The 17,434-nt window shown below is 64.5% G+C and carries 19 protein-coding genes and 1 pseudogene; 10 read left to right on the forward strand and 10 right to left on the reverse strand.

Features of this window, described 5'->3' with window-relative positions:
* Positions 1 to 27 precede the first annotated feature (27 nt).
* The 4 genes from QJT82_RS18940 (at position 28) to QJT82_RS18955 (ending at position 3,117) form a co-directional block, all read left to right on the forward strand.
* Complete coding sequence (locus tag QJT82_RS18940) at positions 28 to 498, forward strand: chemotaxis protein CheW (protein WP_259244671.1); 471 nt, start codon at positions 28 to 30, stop codon at positions 496 to 498.
* Positions 499 to 561: 63 nt separating this feature from the next.
* Positions 562 to 927, forward strand: a complete 366-nt coding sequence (locus QJT82_RS18945; RefSeq protein WP_018273268.1) for a response regulator — start codon at positions 562 to 564, stop codon at positions 925 to 927.
* Between the two features lie 154 nt (positions 928 to 1,081).
* On the forward strand, positions 1,082 to 2,248 hold the full coding sequence (locus QJT82_RS18950) for a chemotaxis response regulator protein-glutamate methylesterase (RefSeq protein WP_028341268.1): 1,167 nt from the start codon (positions 1,082 to 1,084) through the stop codon (positions 2,246 to 2,248).
* Positions 2,245 to 3,117 (forward strand): protein-glutamate O-methyltransferase CheR, encoded by an 873-nt coding sequence (locus tag QJT82_RS18955; RefSeq protein ID WP_028341267.1) that lies wholly within the window; start codon positions 2,245 to 2,247, stop codon positions 3,115 to 3,117. Before QJT82_RS18950 ends, QJT82_RS18955 begins: the two co-directional genes overlap by 4 nt.
* A gap of 166 nt (positions 3,118 to 3,283) precedes the next feature.
* On the opposite strand, the pseudogene QJT82_RS18960 reads toward QJT82_RS18955, so the two are convergent.
* The 5 genes and pseudogenes from QJT82_RS18960 to QJT82_RS18980 all read right to left on the reverse strand — a co-directional run bounded on the left by QJT82_RS18960 (position 3,284) and on the right by QJT82_RS18980 (position 6,527).
* A pseudogene (locus tag QJT82_RS18960) lies at positions 3,284 to 4,439 on the reverse strand (glutathionylspermidine synthase family protein).
* Positions 4,440 to 4,472: 33 nt separating this feature from the next.
* A complete protein-coding gene (locus QJT82_RS18965; protein WP_028341265.1) occupies positions 4,473 to 4,805 on the reverse strand; it encodes a hypothetical protein in 333 nt (110 codons plus the stop codon).
* Positions 4,805 to 5,236, reverse strand: coding sequence for a hypothetical protein (locus QJT82_RS18970; RefSeq protein WP_028341264.1), 432 nt, complete (start codon positions 5,234 to 5,236; stop codon positions 4,805 to 4,807). The genes QJT82_RS18965 and QJT82_RS18970 overlap by 1 nt, the downstream gene beginning before the upstream one ends.
* Positions 5,237 to 5,252: 16 nt before the next feature.
* Positions 5,253 to 5,657: a DUF350 domain-containing protein gene (locus QJT82_RS18975; RefSeq protein ID WP_016848561.1), complete on the reverse strand. Its 405-nt coding sequence runs from the start codon at positions 5,655 to 5,657 to the stop codon at positions 5,253 to 5,255.
* Between the two features lie 168 nt (positions 5,658 to 5,825).
* Positions 5,826 to 6,527: a response regulator transcription factor CtrA gene (locus QJT82_RS18980; protein WP_016848562.1), complete on the reverse strand. Its 702-nt coding sequence runs from the start codon at positions 6,525 to 6,527 to the stop codon at positions 5,826 to 5,828.
* A 367-nt stretch (positions 6,528 to 6,894) separates the two neighbouring features.
* Here QJT82_RS18980 and fliI point away from each other — a divergent pair, with 367 nt between their 5' ends.
* The 4 genes from fliI (at position 6,895) to QJT82_RS19000 (ending at position 10,477) form a co-directional block, all read left to right on the forward strand.
* Entirely contained in the window at positions 6,895 to 8,220 is a 1,326-nt protein-coding gene (gene fliI, locus QJT82_RS18985) for a flagellar protein export ATPase FliI (RefSeq protein ID WP_028341263.1), read from the forward strand.
* Between the two features lie 108 nt (positions 8,221 to 8,328).
* Positions 8,329 to 8,748: a flagellar export protein FliJ gene (gene fliJ, locus QJT82_RS18990; RefSeq protein WP_016848565.1), complete on the forward strand. Its 420-nt coding sequence runs from the start codon at positions 8,329 to 8,331 to the stop codon at positions 8,746 to 8,748.
* 211 nt (positions 8,749 to 8,959) lie between these two features.
* Positions 8,960 to 9,505, forward strand: coding sequence for a sigma-70 family RNA polymerase sigma factor (locus QJT82_RS18995; protein ID WP_028341262.1), 546 nt, complete (start codon positions 8,960 to 8,962; stop codon positions 9,503 to 9,505).
* A 3-nt stretch (positions 9,506 to 9,508) separates the two neighbouring features.
* Entirely contained in the window at positions 9,509 to 10,477 is a 969-nt protein-coding gene (locus QJT82_RS19000; RefSeq protein ID WP_028341261.1) for an anti-sigma factor, read from the forward strand.
* Between the two features lie 288 nt (positions 10,478 to 10,765).
* Here QJT82_RS19000 and QJT82_RS19005 read toward each other — a convergent pair whose 3' ends face one another.
* The 4 genes from QJT82_RS19005 to QJT82_RS19020 all read right to left on the reverse strand — a co-directional run bounded on the left by QJT82_RS19005 (position 10,766) and on the right by QJT82_RS19020 (position 14,512).
* Positions 10,766 to 10,966 (reverse strand): hypothetical protein, encoded by a 201-nt coding sequence (locus QJT82_RS19005; RefSeq protein ID WP_028341260.1) that lies wholly within the window; start codon positions 10,964 to 10,966, stop codon positions 10,766 to 10,768.
* A 385-nt stretch (positions 10,967 to 11,351) separates the two neighbouring features.
* Positions 11,352 to 13,484: a flagellar biosynthesis protein FlhA gene (gene flhA / locus QJT82_RS19010; protein WP_281446653.1), complete on the reverse strand. Its 2,133-nt coding sequence runs from the start codon at positions 13,482 to 13,484 to the stop codon at positions 11,352 to 11,354.
* A gap of 420 nt (positions 13,485 to 13,904) precedes the next feature.
* Positions 13,905 to 14,201: a hypothetical protein gene (locus QJT82_RS19015; RefSeq protein ID WP_028341258.1), complete on the reverse strand. Its 297-nt coding sequence runs from the start codon at positions 14,199 to 14,201 to the stop codon at positions 13,905 to 13,907.
* A 101-nt stretch (positions 14,202 to 14,302) separates the two neighbouring features.
* Positions 14,303 to 14,512 carry a hypothetical protein gene (locus tag QJT82_RS19020; protein ID WP_155258534.1) on the reverse strand — a complete coding sequence of 70 codons (210 nt, stop codon included), beginning with the start codon at positions 14,510 to 14,512 and terminating at the stop codon, positions 14,303 to 14,305.
* Between the two features lie 244 nt (positions 14,513 to 14,756).
* Between QJT82_RS19020 and QJT82_RS19025 the strand changes: the two genes are divergently transcribed.
* Complete coding sequence (locus tag QJT82_RS19025; RefSeq protein WP_259266136.1) at positions 14,757 to 15,215, forward strand: hypothetical protein; 459 nt, start codon at positions 14,757 to 14,759, stop codon at positions 15,213 to 15,215.
* 112 nt (positions 15,216 to 15,327) lie between these two features.
* The gene (locus QJT82_RS19030; RefSeq protein WP_051447908.1) at positions 15,328 to 16,560 is read left to right on the forward strand and encodes an MFS transporter; all 1,233 of its coding nucleotides are present in this window, start codon (positions 15,328 to 15,330) and stop codon (positions 16,558 to 16,560) included.
* Between the two features lie 155 nt (positions 16,561 to 16,715).
* Here QJT82_RS19030 and QJT82_RS19035 read toward each other — a convergent pair whose 3' ends face one another.
* Entirely contained in the window at positions 16,716 to 17,207 is a 492-nt protein-coding gene (locus QJT82_RS19035; protein ID WP_196238170.1) for a MarR family transcriptional regulator, read from the reverse strand.
* Positions 17,208 to 17,434 lie beyond the last annotated feature (227 nt).

Genomic DNA, 17,434 nt, shown 5'->3' on the forward strand with positions numbered 1-17,434 from the left:
CATAACAGGGCTTGAAGGAAAAGAGTGATGACCAGCAAGACCGAGACCAGCGAAGGCGCCATGGCCGAATACGTCACCGCCGTGATCGGCGGGCAGCTGTTCGGCCTGCCGATCTCGCGGGTGCAGGACGTGTTCATGCCGGAGCGGCTGACGCGGGTGCCGCTGGCCTCCAGCGAGATCGCCGGCGTGCTCAATCTGCGCGGCCGCATCGTCACCGTGGTCGACATGCGCGCCCGGCTCGGGCTGCCGAAGGCCGACGACGGTAAGCCTCCGATGGCGGTCGGCGTCGACCAGCGCGGCGAATCCTATGGCCTGTTGATCGACCAGATCGGCGAGGTGCTGCGGCTGCCCGACGACGGCCGCGAGGACAACCCGGTCAACCTCGATCCCCGCATGGCCAAGCTCGCCGGCGGCGTCCACCGCCTCGACGGCCAGCTCATGGTCGTCCTCGATGTCGATCGCGTGCTCGAACTGGTACCCGACGCCAAAGCGGCGTGAACAGGGCCGCCCGAACTGAAGAACTGAAACATCCCACCGGGGATGAGGAAGTAGAGGTCGCAGATGAGAACCTGTCTTGTTGTCGATGACTCAAGCGTCATTCGCAAGGTCGCCCGCCGCATTCTGGAAGGGCTCGACTTCCAGATCGTCGAGGCCGAGGACGGCGCCAAGGCCCTTGAAGCCTGCAAGCGCGCGATGCCGGAAGCCGTGCTGCTCGACTGGAACATGCCGGTCATGGACGGCTACGAGTTTCTCGGCAATCTCCGCCGCATGCCCGGCGGCGATCAGCCCAAGGTCGTATTCTGCACCACCGAGAATGACGTCGCGCATATCGCACGCGCGCTGCATGCCGGTGCCAACGAATACATCATGAAGCCGTTCGACCGGGACATCGTCACCGCGAAGTTCCAGGAAGTCGGACTGATTTAGAGCATGATCCGGAAAAGTGGGAACCGGTTTTCCCTGCGACAAACGCGAAGCGTTTGCGCGGAGATCATGCTGACTTAGATTCTTCGTTCGATCCGGCGGCAGAAGCCTTCGGCTCAACGGTTGTTGTGCGTCGTGTTGCGTCGCTGGTGAAGCCATGAGTGTTGCGTTGACAAGTACTGCGGTCCCGACATCGACCCGTACCGACAAGGTGCGGGTGATGGTGGTCGACGATTCCGTGGTGATCCGCGGGATGATCTCGCGCTGGATCGGCGCCGAGCCCGACATGGAGGTCGTCGCCTCGCTGCGCACCGGCCTCGACGCCGTCAACCAGCTCGAGCGCATCAACCCCGACGTCGCGGTGCTCGATATCGAAATGCCCGATCTCGACGGCATCTCGGCGCTGCCGCAGCTCCTGGCGAAGAAGCGCGATCTCGTCGTCATCATGGCCTCCACGCTGACCCGCCGCAACGCGGAGATCAGCCTGAAGGCGCTCTCGCTCGGAGCGTCCGACTACATTCCGAAGCCGGAAAGCACGCGCGAGGCCACCGCCGCGGAAACCTTCCGCCACGACCTGATCCAGAAAATCCGTCATCTCGGCGCCAAGGCGCGCCGCAGTCCGGTGCACACGACGGCAAGTCCGCCGCTTGCGCCCGGTCATGACAGACCGCGTCCGTTGATTCCCGCTGCCGCGCATACGGCGCCGACCCAGGTCACGCGCCGTTCGTTCGGCCTGCTGCCGCCCAAGGTGCTGCTGATCGGCTCGTCGACCGGCGGACCGCAGGCGCTGATGACGCTGGTCGCCGAGATCGGTCCGGTGATCGATCGCTTCCCGGTGCTGATCACCCAGCACATGCCGCCGACCTTCACGACCATTCTCGCCGAGCATCTGGCGCGCACCAGCAAGCGGCCGGCGCATGAGGGGATCGACGGCGAGAGTATCAAGCCGGGCCAGATCTATCTGGCGCCGGGCGGGCGCCACATGCGCATCGCGCGCCACGGCGTCGATGCCACGATCGCGCTCGACGACGGGCCGCCGGTCAATTTCTGCAAGCCCGCGGTGGATCCGATGTTCACCTCCGCGATCGATGTCTGGCAGGGCAGCATCATGTCGGTGATCCTGACCGGCATGGGCTCCGACGGCATGCGCGGCGGCAAGGACATCGTCGCCGCCGGCGGCAGCGTGATCGCGCAGGACGAAGCGACCAGCGTGGTGTGGGGCATGCCCGGTGCCGCGGTCAATGCCGGCATCTGCGCAGCGGTGCTGCCGCTCAATCAGATCGCACCGAAGCTTGTTCGGGTATTTGCGGGAGACCGTTCGTGACGCCGCTGGACTACGAGTATCTGCGTAAGCTGCTGAGGGAGCGTTCCGGCCTCGATCTCTCGGCCGACAAGCAATATCTGGTCGAGAGTCGCCTGCTGCCGTTGGCACGCCGGTCGAATCTCGCCGGGATTCCCGAGCTGGTGCAGCGGATGAGGGGCGGCGCCGAACTGCTGACGTCCGAGGTGGTCGAAGCGATGACCACCAACGAGACCTTCTTCTTCCGCGACAAGATCCCGTTCGACCATCTGAAGGAAGCGGTGCTGCCCGCACTCGCGCAGGCGCGCGCGGCGCGCCGCAGCTTGCGTATCTGGTGCGCGGCGTCGTCGACCGGGCAGGAGCCCTATTCGATCGCGATGCTGCTGAAGGAGATGACAGCGCTGTTTGCCGGCTGGCGCATCGAGATCATCGCGACCGACCTGTCGCAGGCGGTGCTCGAAAAGGCCAAGGCCGGCCTGTTCAGCCAGTTCGAGGTGCAGCGCGGCCTGCCGATCCAGCTACTGGTCAAGTATTTCGTGCAGAAGGGCGAGCTCTGGCAGCTGAACGCCGATATCCGCGGCATGGTGCAGCACCGCCAGCTCAATCTGCTGCAGGACGTCTCGCATCTCGGCACCTTCGACGTGATCTTCTGCCGCAACGTGCTGATCTATTTCGATCAGCAGACCAAGGCCGGCATCTTCGGCAAGGTGGCCCGGATGCTCGAGCCTGACGGCGTGCTCGCGCTTGGCGCGGCGGAATCCGTGGTCGGCATCACCAATCTGTTCAGGCCCTATCCCGACCGGCGCGGGCTGTATCAGCCGAACACTGCGCCAGTCGCGCGCGCCGGCGCCGCGCTGCATGTGCTGAAGGCGGTCGCGTCCGCCGCGCGGTGAGTGCGTTTTCCTGAGCGAAGTTCAATTGTTTGTCCGTCATCCTGAGGAGCGCGCTCTTGCGCGCGTCTCGAAGGATGCACGGCCAACAGCCGGGCCGTCGATCCTTCGAGACGCCGCTTCGCGGCTCCTCAGGATGACGGGGAACGGGACACGTTGACGGACACGGCTACAAAATAGCGTGCGGCAGGAAGCGCGAGGTGTTGCCGGTGATCGGATTTTCGTCTTCCCGAATCGAGAGACCGCAGGGCGTGCCGTCGACCAGCCAGCTGCCGAGTACCGGATACTGCCCGGAAAAGTCCGGCAGCGGCGCGAGTGCCTGGCGGATGAAGCCCTCGGCGCCGTAGGGGCCTTGCTCGGCGACCAGCGTGACGCCGGCGCTGACCAGCTCGACATTGGCGCCCTCGCGCGAATAGATCGGCTTGCGCACGAACGACGTGCCGAGCTGCGCGGCCTGCGGGTCGTCCTCGAAATAGGCCGGCAGCAGATTGGGATGGTTCGGGAACATCTCCCAGAGCAGCGGCAGGATGCCCTTGTTGGAGAGGATCGCCTTCCACGGCGGCTCGATCCATTGCGTCGGCGCAGTCGAGAGGTTCTTGCCGAACGCGTCGTGGAACATCCACTCCCAGGGATAGAGCTTGAACGCGAGCGCGATCGGGCGTTCGTCGAGATCGACGAACTGACCGTCGTCGCGCAGTCCGACCTCTTCGATGTCGAGCAGCGTGGTCTTCAGCCCGGCCTGCGCCGCGGTGTCCTCGAGATAGGCGAGCGTGCCGGCGTCCTCGGGATTTCCGGTCAGTCCGGTGAGATGCAGCGGGTGGGTCGCGCCGATCCTCTTCCAGGCCTCGATCAGCCGGTCGTGGATCGAGTTGAACTGGTCGGCGCGCTTCGGGATGATGTTGCGTTGGATCGCCTGTTCGAGCCAGGTCCATTGAAACCGCGGCCTCGAAGATCGAGGTCGGCGTGTCGGCATTGTATTCGAGCAGCTTGGCCGGGCCGCGGCCGTCGAAGGTGAGATCGAGCCGGCCGTACAGGCTCGGATTCTTGCGGCGCCAGCTTGCCGCGATCAGATCCCAGAACGCCTCCGGCATCTTCAGCCGGCGCAGATAGCGCTCATCCTTGACCGCGCGTCCGGCGAGCTCGAGGCACATCGCGTCGATCTCGCCGGTCGGCGCCTCGATCGAGCGCTCGATCTCGTCCAGCGTGAAGGCGTAGTAGGCGCGCTCGTCCCAGTAACGTTCGCCGTTGATGGTGTGGAAGGTGAAGCCGGCATTCTCGGCAGTCGTCCGCCAATCGTCGCGTTCGGGACATGCAATGCGTTGCATCAGGGGAAACCGCGCTCGCTCGTCAGCCTGGTGTCAGCTTCCGCCATGCGACGGATCGTCGTCGCCGTAGCGGGCGATGGTGCGCGGCGCGCCGCCGAAGCCGCCGGAGGGCGACCGTTCCGCGGACTTTCGCTTCGCGTCGTGCCCCGCGTGGTGATGGTGGCTGCGGGCATGGCTTGGCGTCAGGCCCATCGACGCCGCGCCGATCGCGATACTTCCCATCAATTTCAGCCATACGCGGCGCGAGCGTTTCATGGACGCAATCCCTGCCTTGCCGTCTGCGGAGCCATGGCGAGTTTCCATCAGCTGCGTTCGCCGGGCAAGCGAAAGCGGGATGACATAGCGATGACACGGCAACATGCGCATCACCCGCCGCTGAAGCCGAACGCATGCGCGAATGAACCGAAGCCGCCGCGGCTCACCGACGAGCTTGACGATGAGCTCGACGAAGAAGAGGAGCCGCTCGACGAGGAACTGCTGTAGAAGCTGCTGCGCGACGAGCCGCCGCTGCCGCCCGATCCCGACGACGAACTGCGCGCCGTGCAGTCGACGCCGGGTTGTGGCGGGACCGGTGTGGCGACGCCCGGTGCGGTGACGCCCGGCGGCGTCAGCGGCACCGGCTGGCAATTCGGGCGCGGCATCAGCGCGTAGGCACTGCCGCCGACCGCGAGCGTGCCCATCAAGAGCAGCGCGACGTGGTTGGAGCGCTTGGACGGCGCATCCGGCCGCGGCGGCGTCGGCACCGTCGGCACGACCGGTCGCCGTTTGCCGAAGTCCGGGTTCGGTTTGCGCGCCATGGTTTGGCTCAACGGCTCAGTAGATCATGCAGGCCGCGTTCAGCGCGCCTGCGGCCAGCGAGGACAGCCCGAGCCAGATCGCCGGCGCCATTTCGCCGGAGGCGATCCGCGCCGACAGGTTCGGCACCGGGATCTTCACGATGTAATAGACGATGATCTGCACGATCAGCGCGATGATGCTCCAGATCAGGCAGTCCACCACGTTGGCGGAATGGGCGATGGCGCTGACCACCGGCAGCACGAAGCCGAGCAGGCTTAAGCCCAGCGCAATCGCCGCTGCCGGATCGTTGTCGCGGATCAGCTGGAATTCGTCATGCGGCGTGACGCGCGTGTAGACGAAGAGGTAGGCGACCACGGCGATCAGTGCCGTGCAGAAATAGACCAGGAACGCCGGCAGCCCGGCGAGGGATTGCAGGATCATGTCGGGGCGGTCCGGGAGTTCGTCGGGATTCGCGCGAGGCAGGATTGCACGTTCCCTTGGTCGGCGCATGCCGACAGCCGGTTCAATCCCAAACAAAAACCCCGCCATTTGCGGCGGGGTTCAGGTCGAAAGGAGCGAACCTTGCGGTTCTCTGCGGGCCCAGAAGGGTCAGGCGGGAATGCGCTCGTCAGCCTCGTGCGGCTCGCGCAGCACGTAGCCGCGGCCCCACACGGTCTCGATGAAGTTGCGGCCTTCGGAGGCGTTGGCGAGCTTCTTGCGGAGCTTGCAGATGAAGACGTCGATGATCTTCAGCTCCGGCTCGTCCATGCCGCCATAGAGATGATTGAGGAACATTTCCTTGGTGAGCGTGGTGCCCTTGCGGAGCGAGAGCAGCTCCAGCATCTGGTATTCCTTGCCGGTCAGGTGCACGCGCTGGCCGCCGACCTCGACCGTCTTGGTGTCGAGATTGACGACGAGATCGCCGGTCTGGATGACCGACTGCGCGTGACCCTTGGAGCGGCGCACGATCGCGTGGATGCGGGCGACCAGTTCGTCCTTGTGGAAGGGCTTGGTCATGTAGTCGTCGGCGCCGACGCCGAGACCCTTGACCTTGTCCTCGATGCCGGCGAGGCCGGAGAGGATCAGAATGGGAGTTTTGATCTTCGACACCCGGAGCTGCTTGAGCACGTCGTAGCCGGACATGTCGGGCAGGTTGAGGTCGAGAAGGATGATGTCGTAGTCGTAAAGCTTGCCGAGATCGACGCCCTCTTCGCCGAGGTCCGTCGTGTAGACGTTGAAACTCTCGGACTTGAGCATCAATTCGATCGACTGCGCGACGGCGCTGTCATCTTCAATCAGCAAAACGCGCATGCCAGTCCCCTATAGTCGCCGCTCCGGGCGTCAGGTCGGCCGCACTTGCGGCACTCACAAAACGCCTTTGAACAACTGATTCGGATCCTGACGAGATATGGTTAACAAAAACTGATTCCTCGACGCAAGCTCTAACCGTGCAATTTTTGTCGAATCGCCCTAAGATATTGCGTAGAAGAAGCTTTTCCTAACCGCGCTCGTTCAGTTTCCACATTAAGAGGCGGGCCTAACCGACTCTCGCGACTCGCCCTTCTTCTGATGGGCAAGCGACCTCAGTCACCAAAGACAGTGACGCAATGATTAATGATGCGGGTAAACACGAAGTTAAGCGGCCGGAGCAAAATCGTGGAAACTTAAGGTTTTCGCAATGAAGGCGCTCGCGGAGCAGATCGGCGACATCGACGGCGTCAATATTTATGGCCGCGTGGTCGGCGTCCGCGGGCTGATGGTCGAGATCGCGGGCCCGATCCACGCGATGTCGGTCGGCGCCCGCATCGTGATCGACGTCGGCGCGGGCCGCTTCATCCCGGCCGAGGTGATCGGCTTCTCCGGCGAGAACGCGGTGGTGATGCCGTTCGGCGGATTAGATGGCGTGAGGCGCGGTTGCCGCGCGGTGATCGCCAATGCGGCGAGCCAGGTGCGGCCGTCGCCGGCCTGGCTCGGCCGCGTCGTCAACGCGATGGGTGAGCCGATCGACGGCAAGGGCCCGCTGGTGCAGGGCGCCTCCCCGATGTCCTACCGCAACTCGCCGCCGCCGGCGCATTCGCGCAAGCGGGTCGGCCCGCCGCTGGACCTCGGCGTGCGCGGTCTCAATACTTTCCTGACCTGCTGCCGCGGCCAGCGGCTCGGCATCTTCGCCGGCTCCGGCGTCGGCAAGTCGGTGCTGCTGTCGATGCTGGCGCGCAATGTCGATGCCGCGATCTCGGTGATCGGGCTGATCGGCGAACGCGGCCGCGAGGTGCAGGAATTCCTCCAGGAGGATCTCGGCGAGGAGGGGCTGGCGCGCTCGGTCGTGGTGGTCGCGACCTCGGACGAGCCGGCGCTGATGCGGCGCCAGGCGGCGTATCTGACGCTCGCCATCGCGGAGTATTTCCGCGACGAGGAACAGGATGTGCTGTGCCTGATGGACTCGGTGACGCGCTTTGCGATGGCGCAGCGCGAGATCGGCCTCTCGGCGGGCGAGCCGCCGACCGCCAAGGGCTACACGCCGACCGTGTTCACCGAACTGCCGAAGCTGCTCGAGCGGGCAGGGCCGGGCACTGGCGACGGCACCATCACCGCGATCTTCACCGTGCTGGTCGACGGCGACGATCACAATGAGCCGATCGCGGATGCGGTGCGCGGCATCCTCGACGGTCATATCGTGATGCAGCGGGCGATCGCCGAGCGCGGCCGCTATCCGGCGGTCAACATCCTCAAGTCGGTCTCGCGCACGATGCCGCGGTCGGCCGACCCCGACTTCCTGCCCTACATCAACAAGGCGCGGCAGGTGATGGCGACCTATGCCGACATGGAGGAATTGATCCGGCTCGGGGCCTACCGGCCGGGTTCCAGCGCGGAGGTCGACGAGGCGATCCGGCTGCATGAGCCGCTCGAGGCCTACCTGCGCCAGGCCAAGGACGAATCCACCAGCCTTCCCGACGGCTACCGGCAACTGGCTCAAATCCTGTCGGGTTTGGAAACGGAACGCTAACTTTGTCAGGCCATCATCGCCGGCACACCATAGCTATGCCGGCGGGGCCCAGCGGGGAGCCGGCTCTGTCCCGCGTTCAGATTTGGGACTTCTGGGGAGTATGAGTCGATGAAGTCACGTGAAACGCTGATTCGCCTGAAGAAATTTCAGGTCGACGAAAAGCGCCGTCGGGTTACCCAGATCGAAGGCATGATCGCCGACTTCCAGCGCATGTCGGTCGAGCTCGAGCGCGAGATCCAGACCGAGCAGGAGCGCGCCGGGATCAACGACCCCACGCACTTCGCCTATCCGACCTATGCCAAGGCCGCGATCCAGCGCCGCGAGAACCTGACCCGTTCGGCCGACGAACTGCGCGCCCAGCTCGACGACGCCAAGGCGCTGCTGTCGGAGGCATTCGAGGAATTGAAGAAGGTCGAGCTGCTCGACGAGCGCGACCAGGCGCGCGAACGCGCGGAGGAGAGCGCTCGCGAACAAGCCGACATGGATTCGATCGGCCTGATGCGGGCCCGTCTCGGCGTCATCGCCTGAACCCTCGCTCCCTCCGCTTACCAGATTGAGAGCCCGGGCCGATCGCCCGGGCTTTTTGCTGGGCGCTGTCCACAAGCCGACGACCTGTCGGCCACTTGTTAGCCCCTTGGCGGATCGTGGTGTCCCAAAATATGCTACCACCGGTCCGGACGGGAAGATCGCAGCACGGTGGCAATGACGCGATGGGGGATCGGGGCTTGGAGGGCGCAAGATGCTGACGCCGGCTGAGCTGGTCTGGCTGATCGCCGCCGTCGCCAAGGGGGATGAGGCCGCCTTTGAGCGGCTGTACGCCGCGACCCGCGCGAAACTCTTCGGCGTCGTGCTCCGTATCTTGCGGCGACAGGATCTCGCCGAGGAGGTCCTCCAGGAGGCTTACGTCAAGATCTGGAACAGCGCCGGGCAGTTCAACCCAGCCCTGTCTTCCCCGATCACGTGGATGACGTCGATCGCGCGCAACCGCGCCATCGACGTGGTGCGCAAGCGCGGCGAGGTATCGCTGGAAGACGAGCCGGCCGCGATGGAGGTCGCCGCCGACTCGCCCGACCCGCTGGCGCGACGGGAAATGACGGAAGAGTTGAAGCGGTTGCTGGAGTGCGTCGGTCGTCTGGAGCCGGATCGTCAGAAGCTCGTGCTGCTCGCCTATTACAACGGCTGGAGCCGCGAGCAACTCGCCGCAAAGTTCGAGACACCGGTGAACACGGTGAAGACCTGGCTGCGCCGCAGCCTGATGGATATCCGGGAGTGTCTTGGACTCTGATTGATGGCCTATAGCGAAGACCATATCGCGCTCGCCGCGGAATATGCGCTCGGTACGCTCGATGCCGAGGAGCGCGCGCAGGTCGAGACCATGATGGCCGTCGACAGCGAGTTCGCAGCGCTGGTGCAGGCCTGGCAGTTCAGGCTCGGGCCGCTGAACCAGATGGTCGGCCTGGTCGAGCCGCGTCCGGTGGTCTGGGACAACATCAAGGCGGCGATCGGCCATGCGAGCGCGCCGCAGGCGCCGCTTGTGCTGCCCGAGACGCCGGCCACGACGGTGACGCCGCCGCCTTCGCCAATCACGGACGATCCTGAATTCGGCTCGGCGTTCGATCCGGAGCCTGCGCAGTCGCCCGAGCCCCGGAGGCTGCCCGAGGCCCGACCGCCGCGGGTCATCTTCGACGAACGCAACGTGACGGCGCTGACAGGCCGCGTGAAACGCTGGCGCGGCATCGCGTCGGCCGCGACCGCGATCGCGGCCGCGCTGCTGGTGACGCTCGGCCTGCAGATTTACAAGCCCGACGCCTTGCCGAACGCGATGAGGCCAAAGCCGCGCATCCAGACCGTCGAAGTGAAGACGCCGGCACCGGCATTGACGCCGTCCGCGCAGTATGTCGCGCTGCTGCAGGGGCAGAATGGCGGGCCGGCCTTCATCCTGACGATCGACGGCGCGACCAAGAATTTTACCGTCCGCAAGGTCGGCGCCGCGTCGGAGCCCGGCAGGAGCTTTGAGCTCTGGCTGATCTCAGACAAGCTGCCGCAGCCGCGCTCGCTCGGCGTGATCGGCGCCGACGATTTCACCGCGCGTCCGGTGCTGTCGGGCTATGACGCCGACGTCATCAACGGCGCCACCTACGCGGTGACCGTCGAGCAGGCCGGCGGTTCGCCGAACGGCCAGCCGACCTCGGCACCGATCTTCACCGGCAAGCTGATCGAGACCGTGCCGGGCGCGTCGGGTTCGGCGCCGCGATAGGCCAGCCGTCTAACCGCCGCCCGTCATTGCGAGCGCAGCGAAGCAATCCAATCCATCGTTCCGCGTGCTCGGGAGCAATGGATTGCTTCGCTGCGCTCGCAATGACGAGGATAGAGCTGCGCGTTTCGCAGCAGGTCAGTTCGATCCGCCATCCGCAAAAAAAGAAAACGCCCGTGGGGAGCGGGCGTTTTCGATAGTCAACTTGGGGGTAGTTGGGGGTCTTAAATATCCACGCAGCGACTTTGGGGGGCTGTAAAGAACACTACGTGAATTCGTGAAACTCTCCTGTTAGCGGACCAGCGAGTTGCTGGTGCTGGTGATCGCGACGGGCTTGCCGGCCTTCATGACCCGCGCCGTCTGCGTATATCCATCATCCGACGAATTATGTGCCGCGATGCCGAAGCCCGCGACCAGGATACCGGCGAACAACGCCACGACCACAATCTTCAGGTGCGTCATACGATCGGCGCTGTAGATCGAGTGGTTCATGGAAGTCTCCTGCCGCCTTCCTGCTCTCAGTAAATCTGTCGGTTCGGTCTGTTGTCCGGTTCAACGTCTCGTGCCCCGCTAACGTAGGATTTGCCGATTCCGTTCCCTAGAGGCCATCACAAGGCCGTGATGAGACGTGATCGGGCGCGATCAAAAATGACCCTTTGGTAATCTGAAACGCATTAAAACTATTTAATATCAGTGTCTTGATCCGATGCTGGAATGTTGCATCCCAGATAGGGCCGTTCCGGCCTGTTCCACATAAATCAGTTGCCTGTGGCGAGAAAACACAGACGAAAACGCAAATGATTTGCGGCCGCTAGCGCGATTTCGCGCGGAGTGGACGCCCGGCTCGCCTACGGAAAACGCTTCCGAACAAGAGGTCCTAAACGCTGCCGACCGTCTTCAGCCGGGCGCGGGGATGGATCTCGGCTTGCGACAACACGGTGGTCTGCGAGCGGAACCGTTCCACCAGTGAGCGAACGAACGGCCGGATCGCGGCCGACGTCACCAGGACCGGCGCCTCGCCCTCGCGCGCCGCCTGCTCGAAGGCATTGCGCACCGCGGTCATGAATTCCGACAGTTTCGAGGGCTGCATCGCCAGGCTGCGGTCGTCACCCTGGCCGACGATCGATTCCGCAAACGCCTGCTCCCAGCGCGCCGACAGCGCGATCAGCGGCAAATAGCCGTTCGGCGAGGTGTTTTGCGCGCAGATCTGGCCGGCCAGCCGGGCGCGGACATGTTCGACCATGGTGGCCGGATTGCGCGAGAACGCCAGCGCGTCGGCGATGCCCTCGAGGATGGTCGAGAGATCGCGGATCGAGATGCGCTCGGCGAGCAGCAATTGCAGCACGCGCTGGATGCCCGACACGGTGACCTGGCCCGGCACGATGTCCTTGATCAGCTCGCCTTGCTCCTTCGGCAGGTCCTTCAAGAGCTTCTGCACCTCGCCGTAGGACAACAGGTCTGCCATGTTGGTCTTGAGCAGCTCGGTCAGATGCGTCGACAGCACGGTAGCGGCGTCGACCACGGTGTAGCCTTTCAGCGCGGCCTCTTCCTTCAGGCCGGCGTCGACCCAGGTCGCCGGCAGGCCGAAGGTCGGCTCGATGGTGTGGATGCCGGGCAGTTGCACCTGGTTGCCGGCGGGGTCCATGACCATGAACTGGCTCGGCCAGATCTTGCCGGTGCCGGCGTCGACTTCCTTGATCTTGATGACGTAGCTGTTGGCTTCGAGCTGGACGTTGTCGAGGATGCGCACCGCCGGCATCACGGAACCCATCTCGATGGCAAGCGAGCGGCGCAGCGCCTTGATTTGCTCGGTCAGGCGGTCGGTGCCGTCGGGGCCGTTGACCAGCGGCAGCAGCGCGTAGCCGAGCTCGATCTTGAGGTCGTCGATCTTCAGCGCGGCGGCGATCGGCTCCTCCGCGGCTGCAGCGGCGGCGGCCGCGGCTGCAGCAGGGGCGGCGGCTGCCGCCGCTTCGGCCGCCTTCGCAGCCCGCTTCTGCTTGCGCGCGTTCCAGGCCAGCACCGCGGCGCCGGAGCCCAGTGCCAGGAATGGCAGCGTCGGAATGCCCGGCAGCAGCGCCAGCACCAGCATCACGCCGGCCGACATGCCGAGCGCCTGCGGATAGCCCGAGAGCTGGCGCATCAGCGCCTTGTCGGCGGCGCCGGTGATGCCGGCCTTGGAGACGAGGAGGCCCGCGGCGGTCGAGACGATCAGCGCGGGCACCTGGGTGACGAGGCCGTCGCCGACCGTCAGCACGGTGTAGGTGCGGGCGGCTTCGCTGAAGGAGAGGCCCTGCTGGGCGACGCCGATGATGATGCCGCCGACGATGTTAATGCCGACGATCAAGAGGCCGGCGATGGCGTCGCCGCGGACGAATTTCGAGGCACCGTCCATCGCGCCGAAGAAGCCGCTCTCGTCTTCCAGCGCCTTGCGGCGCTCCTTGGCGGCCTTCTCGTCGATCAGGCCGGCGGAGAGGTCGGCATCGATCGCCATCTGCTTGCCGGGCATCGAGTCCAGCTGGAAGCGCGCCGCGACCTCGGCGATGCGGCCCGAGCCCTTGGTGATGACCACGAAGTTCACGATCACCAGGATCGCGAACACGATGATGCCGATCACGAAGTTGCCGCCCATCACGAAGTTGCCGAACGCCTCGATGACGTGGCCGGCGGCCGCCGTGCCCTCATGGCCGTGGCTCAGGATCAGCCGGGTCGAGGCCATGTTCAGCGACAGCCGCAGCATGGTCGAGATCAGCAGGATGGTCGGAAACGACGAGAATTCCAGCGGCGCCTGGATGAACAGCGAGGTCATCAGGATCAGGATCGAGACCGTGATCGAGACCGCCAGGAAGAGGTCGAGCACGATCGAGGGCAGCGGCAGGATCAGCACCACCAGGATGGTGAGGACGCCGATCGCCAGCGCGATATCGCCGCGCTTTAAGATGTCGCCGATCTCGCCGAGGCTCGGCAATCCGCTCTTGCCTGCCGTGCCCTGACCTGCCGTGATGTCGACCATGGTAGCCGCTCTCCCCCGCGACTGGCGGCTGCGGCCGCCAAGCGTCTGCGCGACGGCCGCAGGGCCGCCGTTCCGAAAGTGAGGCACCGCGCTGGCGTTCACGGGGATCTCCGCCCGTTAGACGCGTTCGACGACACTCGACTTCACTCGGCAATTCTTGCCGGGTGTATGGTTAGCAAAGGGTTAATAAGTGCTTTCGCGCGACCGCACGGGTCGTCGCAGGCGCCGGGCATGGGGGGATTCGCGGCTTGGAGCAGGGGTGATAGGGCCTCGTGGTCGAGATACGCCGCAAGCGGCGCTCCTTATCATGAGGGTCCAGACCAGGATTTTGCCCCGCAACACGGCGTCATCCTGAGGGGCCCCGCCAAAGGCGGGCGTCTCGAAGGATGGCCACGGATGACGCCGCCGGCCTTGCGGCCTCTATCTGAGCGCACCGAGCACGACGCCCGATGCGGCGATGATGCCGAGCGTGATGACGCTGGCGCGCCACAAGAACTGCTGCCGGGCGGCGCGCCGGTCATGAAAGGCCAGCCAGTCGTGGACAAAGCCCGCGGGGATGTCGAACACCACCGCCGACTTGTTGCGACGGTGCGTTTCATGCTCGCAGTACATCGTCCGGACCGTCGGCACGCCCAGCCGCTCGAGCTCGCAGTGCCACTCCCAAGCATGCTTGCCGTTGGTCCAGCGATTTTCAAAGGGGATCACGTGTGATTCCATGACGAGCCTCCTGGCCCACCCTGAACCCACGTCACTATTCTAGCCCAAGGTGCGGACCGGCGCGAGATCGGTGCCGGCCGCCTCGGTCGATCACAGCGGCGCTAGTTGGCCGACTGCGTCCATCTGCGCCAATGCGTCGGCTGGATGTCGAGGTGCTTGCTGCCGACATGGTCGACCCATTCGGCGCCGTCGCGGTGGCACGGGAACATGAGCGCGTGGACCATGCCATCATAATCGAGGACACAGACTTCGAGCTCGTGGTCCGACGGCGCTGATGCAACGGGTAACCACTCTGCTGACGACGAACGCATGATGACCCTCCGACAGTTAAGCGCTTCGATCCTTTACCTTACGAGCCGCGTGCCATCCCTGCGCAATGATAGTCCGGGTTGCGCGCCGCGAGTGTGAACCGGCTCGCAGTGTATCATTTTTCCTCGTCAGCATGGATCGCGATTTGACGCACGATATTCCCGACCTGCTGAGGCGGTGGATTGAACTTGCCGGAGCCTGCGCCCGACGAAGTGCAGATTGCACGTCATGGTCAGGGATGCTGGATTGCCAAACCCGATGCGCTGCACCATCGGATTGAAGAGAAGGCACGGGCTCGCGAAGCGGGGACTTGTCGCGGCGATTTCGGCTTGCGTTGCGACCGCCGCCGCCGCGAAGCCGCCCGGCGCCGAGGCGGTGATGATCCGCATGATCACCTGCGACGGCGAGGGCGTCCGGATGGAGGTCTATCTGCCGCTCTCGGTCGATCGCCATATGCGCGGCGGACAATCCGTCATCGGCTACTACACGCTCGATCTGACCGACGTGAACAAGGGCAAGCCACTCGAGCCGGTGCGTGTCACCCTGAGCACCGACCAGAAGACCGTGACGGTCGATCAGTACCTCCGGGGCCTGCCGCCGACCCGCATTCCGGTGACCGGCGGCACCGTCGATTTCGACCAGCGGTTCGCCAAGCGCGCGAAGTGCGGCCCGTTCCAGTCGCAGGATCCCGATTTCGGCAATTGATCCGGCTCACTTTCCCGCCGCAGGACGCGCGTCCCGTTGTTCGCGCATGCCTAATCTCTCGGCAATGTGGCTTGACCCGGAGGCAAATGCCGACGAAGTTCCGCCTGCCGTCGTGATTTCTTCTGAATTTTCCCCTGAAGTCGCTACGTTCATTCCCGACTCGCGCCGGGCATGGCTGCGCCTTGTCGTGGCCGTGGTGATCGGCTCGCTCGGCAGCGTTGGCATGTGGTCGGTCGTGGTGGCGCTGCCGGTGGTCCAGACCGACTTCGGTGCGACCCGCGGAACGGCCTCGCTCGCCTTTACCATGGTGATGCTCGGCTTCGGCCTCGGCCAGGTCGTGACCGGGAAGATCAGCGACCGCTACGGCATCGTCGCGGCGATCGGCGCCGGGATCGGCATCCTCGGCCTCGGCTATGTCGGCGCCGGCTACGCGCCGTCGATCTGGGCCTTCATCCTGCTGCATTTTGCCATCGGCCTGTCGTCGGCGGCGACCTTCGGTCCGTTGATGGCGGAGGCATCGCACTGGTTCGAGCGCTACCGCGGTCTCGCGGTCGCGATCGCCGCGAGCGGCAATTACGTCGGCGGTACGGTGTGGCCGCCGCTGGTCAATTTCGGCATGCAGAGTGTCGGCTGGCGCACCACCCATATTGCAATCGGCATCTTCACCGCGATCTCGATGCTGCTCGCGCTCATGGTGCTGCGCGTGTTGATGGGCGCGGCGACCAGACGCAGCCATGTCAACGCGGCACCGCCGGGGGTCGACCTCAAGCTTTCCACCAACGCGCTGACCGCGATCCTGTCGCTCGCGTCGATTTCCTGCTGCGTGGCGATGTCGATGCCGCAGGTCCATATCGTCGCCTATTGCGGCGATCTCGGCTACGGCGTGGCGCGCGGCGCCGAGATGCTGTCGCTGATGCTCGGCTTCGGCATCATCAGCCGGATCGGCTCCGGCTTCCTCGCCGACCGGATCGGCGGCATCCGCACCCTGCTGATCGGCTCGATCGCGCAAGGCGCGGCGCTGTTGTTCTATCTGTTCTTCGACAGCCTGACCTCGCTCTACGTCATCTCGGCGATGTTCGGCCTGTTCCAGGGCGGCATCGTGCCGAGCTACGCGATCATCGTGCGCGAGGCGATGCCGGCGTCGGAGGCCGCGACGCGGATCGGCATCGTGATCTTCGCCTCGGTGTTCGGCATGTCCTTTGGCGGCTGGATCTCGGGTGTGATCTTCGACGCCACCGGCTCCTATGCCGCCGCCTTTGCCAACGGCCTCGCCTGGAACCTGCTCAATGTCAGCATCATCGTGCTGCTCATGATGCGGGCGCGGCAGCGGCTGGCGCTGGCATGATCCGGAAAAGTGCGCAGCGGTTTTCCGGAAAGATCATGCCCAAATAAATACATGATCCGGAAAAGTGCGAAGCGGTTTTGCTCGCGAGAAGCGCTTGCGTGGGATCATGCGCAAACTAGGGACTGATCGGGGACTGCGGCGATCTCGGCGACGTCCTAAAGCTCGGCCGAGATCCTCGCGATCGCTTTTTCCAGGCGGTTCTTGATCGAATCCATCTTGCCGGTCAGTTGCTGCAACTCCCGTAGATCCAGCTCGGCATAGACGAACTCGTTCAGGTCCTTGCGTTGCGAGGACAGGTTCGCGATCTGCTTCTTGGCGTGATCGGTCAGCGACAGGTTCACGACCCGGGCGTCCTCGCTCGAATTCTTGCGGCGCAAGAGGTTCTTCTTTTCGAGCAATTTTGACTGCGTGACCACAAACGACTGATCGACACGCAGTGCCCGAGAAACCGCGCCGACGGGCAGGCCGATGTTTCGGTCGTCGGCATTCGCCAGGACCGTCATGATCATCCATTGAGGACCGGTGATTCCGATCATCTTGGCCCAGATGCTGCGCAGCTCCTCGAGGCGCACGCTGGTCGACACGATCTCCCAGGCCAATCGCTCAGCCGCATCCTGCAGTTTGTCGGTCGATTTGCGCTCGGTCATGACGCACCTTAACAAAAATTCATCTTCACAGATATCGAGCAATCCATGAAGCGGGCGCCCGACGAAAATGTTCGTCGAGACGTTGCCTGAATGACACATGGCCGCGCAAACAATAGAATGACTAACTAATATAAGTTGAATATGTGACTTCCCAATAGCATTGTTCCGCCCCGTAGATGGGGGGCATCCACCATCTCACGCCTGCAGTGGCCGAGTTGACCACGAGC

It is taken from the genome of Bradyrhizobium sp. Mp19 (assembly GCF_029952935.1).
GTDB lineage: Bacteria > Pseudomonadota > Alphaproteobacteria > Rhizobiales > Xanthobacteraceae > Bradyrhizobium > Bradyrhizobium elkanii.